The organism is Streptomyces sp. NPDC038707, assembly GCF_040636485.1.
Taxonomy (GTDB): domain Bacteria; phylum Actinomycetota; class Actinomycetes; order Streptomycetales; family Streptomycetaceae; genus Streptomyces.
In genome coordinates, this window is sequence record NZ_JBEZUP010000090.1 from 1 (window position 1) to 2168 (window position 2168).

Sequence of the window (2168 nt, forward strand, 5' to 3'; positions counted from 1 at the left end):
GGCGTAGACGGCCACGCTCGCGATCCCGGCGTCCCGGCAGGCCCGGGCCACGCGGACAGCGATTTCGCCACGGTTGGCGATGAGCACCTTGCGCACGATTGAGGCTCCCTCCTTGAAACAAGCCGAGTTTAGGGACTGTCGACACGGCACTTCGACCCGTCCCCGATGGTGAGCTTGCCCACACGGAGCGTGAACCGAGGCGCGCTCGACCAGAGAAAGCCCATGTCGCACCCAGGTACGCAGGACTCCTGGGGAAACCCTAGCCCTGCCATGTGGTCAAGGTCTCTGTGCGAGCGTGCTGCGGCCCACTCTGTTTCTTTGTCGAGTCCCTACGAATGGCCCAATGATTCTTTGCTGCCGCCCCGACCCTTGTCCCCTGGTTTACCCGTTAGTAGCGTTCCCGGTGTCTCGAACCTACCTGGGGTAACAGGCTGTCGGCGGGAGAGTGGGTGGGGCCGGTGGTACGCAGACCGGTGGCATGGGTCGTGGCGGTCGTCCTCCTCGTGGAGGCGTTGTTCGTCGTGGCGGTGAACTGGTTCCTCGGGGTCGTCGTCGGCCGGCAGAAGATGTCCCTGGCCGGCCTCGACCCCGACGTTATGGCGACGTCCTCGAAGATCGGCGGAATCGTCTTCGGGCTCTACTTCGCGCTGTGCGCGCTGGTGGCCGTGCTCGTCGCGGTGCGCGACCGCGCCCCGGCCGGTTTCGGCCGCGTGGTACTGGTCAGCGCGGCCGTGGTGCACGGCCTGCTCGGCGCGTTCGCCTGGGGACTGTTCGGCGTGCCGGTGTTCGTGTTCCTGGTCGTCGTCCTCGGGCTGATCGTGCTGCTCCTGATGACGTACGACCGTGCCTCCGGCGCGCAGGGCGCGGTCCCCGGCGGCACGCCCGGGCCGGGGGCCGGGCCGGCGGCGGGGCCGGAGGGGGAGGCGGGACCCGTCGACGGGGACGCGCCGGGAGACCGTGCGCACGAGCCCCGGGACGGCGACGAGCCCCGGGACGGCGACGACGAGCCCCAGGACTCCGTCCCGCCCCGGCGCTCCCTCCGCGCCCGGGTCAGCGCTCCGGCGCCCACAACTCCGTGATGCCCACGCCCAGTTCGGCCAGGAGCCGGCGGATCAGGGGCAGGCTGATGCCGATCACATTGCCGTGGTCGCCCTCGATGCCGTCGATGAACGGCGCCGAACGGCCGTCCAGGGTGAAGGCACCGGCCACGTGGAGGGGCTCTCCGGAGGCCACGTAGGCGGCGATCTCGGCGTCGCTGGGTTCACCGAACCGGACGACGGTGGAGGCGGTCGCCGACACGTACCGCTTGGCCTCCGTGTCCCACACACAGTGCCCCGTCTGGAGCACCCCGGCCCGCCCGCGCATGTCCTTCCAGCGGGCGGTGGCCTCCTCGGCGTCGGCCGGCTTGCCGAGCGCCTTGCCGTCCAGCTCCAGCACCGAGTCGCAGCCGATCACCAGGGCGCCCTGCACCTCCGGTCGCGCCGCGACCACCGATGCCTTCGCCTCGGCCAGGGCGAGCGCCAGCTCCGCCGGGGTGGGCGCGGTGACGGCGTCCTCGTCGACGCCGCTCACGATGACCTCGGGGTCGAATCCGGCCTGCCGGAGCAGGCCCAGCCGGGCGGGGGACTGGGAGGCGAGCACGAGTCGCCTGCGGCGATTGGCAGTCATGCGGCCAGGTTAGCCACGGCGTGCCGGGCGGCTCACCTCAGGCCGATCACGATCATCGCCAGGACCATGGCCAGTGCCATGAGGAGACCGAGCCGCCGGAGCATGTTCTGCGCCTCGCGCAGATCCTCGGGCGGCTCGTTCTCCGGGTCTGACCACAACATGCCCCCAGCGTGGGGCCGTGCCGGGCGCGGGTGCCTGAGTAGCCGTACTCAAATCGGCACCCGGTTTGCGGCCGGCGGACGGTCAGCCCCGGCCCGGCCAGTAGGTGCGCGACCACGACGCCGGGCCCGGCGCCGGGACGTGCCGGGCCGCGATGCGGGCCGGGTCGGACCACGCGTCCCTCTGGCCCCGCGCGCCGGACGGCGTGGTGGCCGCCGCCGCCGCGCGGACGCGGACCACCGCCAGGGCGGCGGCCAGCTCCTCCGGGGTGGGATTGCCTCGTACGACCTTGATGTTCATGACCGCTCCCGGGGTCGGCGGGGTCTACAGGGGGATGTTGC

The 2168-nt window shown here is 72.0% G+C and carries 5 protein-coding genes; 1 reads left to right on the forward strand and 4 read right to left on the reverse strand.

The window, feature by feature from the left end; translation table 11 throughout:
- On the reverse strand, positions 1-96 hold a 96-nt coding region (locus AB0E62_RS39885; protein WP_279617129.1), incomplete at its 3' end, for a biotin carboxylase N-terminal domain-containing protein.
- Positions 97-458: 362 nt separating this feature from the next.
- Between AB0E62_RS39885 and AB0E62_RS39890 the strand changes: the two genes are divergently transcribed.
- Positions 459-1079, forward strand: a complete 621-nt coding sequence (locus AB0E62_RS39890) for a hypothetical protein (RefSeq protein WP_362206003.1) — start codon at positions 459-461, stop codon at positions 1077-1079.
- Here the strand turns inward: AB0E62_RS39890 and AB0E62_RS39895 are convergent.
- The 3 genes from AB0E62_RS39895 to AB0E62_RS39905 form a co-directional block, all read right to left on the reverse strand.
- Positions 1051-1668: a nucleoside triphosphate pyrophosphatase gene (locus AB0E62_RS39895; protein WP_362206006.1), complete on the reverse strand. Its 618-nt coding sequence runs from the start codon at positions 1666-1668 to the stop codon at positions 1051-1053. The two genes, AB0E62_RS39890 and AB0E62_RS39895, sit on opposite strands and share 29 nt — an antisense overlap.
- Before the next feature lie 32 nt (positions 1669-1700).
- Positions 1701-1829, reverse strand: coding sequence for a hypothetical protein (locus AB0E62_RS39900; RefSeq protein WP_268696069.1), 129 nt, complete (start codon positions 1827-1829; stop codon positions 1701-1703).
- An 82-nt stretch (positions 1830-1911) separates the two neighbouring features.
- Complete coding sequence (locus AB0E62_RS39905) at positions 1912-2127, reverse strand: acyl-CoA carboxylase epsilon subunit (protein WP_362206009.1); 216 nt, start codon at positions 2125-2127, stop codon at positions 1912-1914.
- Positions 2128-2168 lie beyond the last annotated feature (41 nt).

Coding starts and splice junctions, on each gene's coding strand:
- AB0E62_RS39895 (WP_362206006.1), bottom strand. CDS start 1,668: ATGACTGCCAATCGCCGCAGGCGACTCGTGCTCGCCTCCCAGTCCCCC.
- AB0E62_RS39900 (WP_268696069.1), bottom strand. CDS start 1,829: ATGTTGTGGTCAGACCCGGAGAACGAGCCGCCCGAGGATCTGCGCGAG.
- AB0E62_RS39905 (WP_362206009.1), bottom strand. CDS start 2,127: ATGAACATCAAGGTCGTACGAGGCAATCCCACCCCGGAGGAGCTGGCC.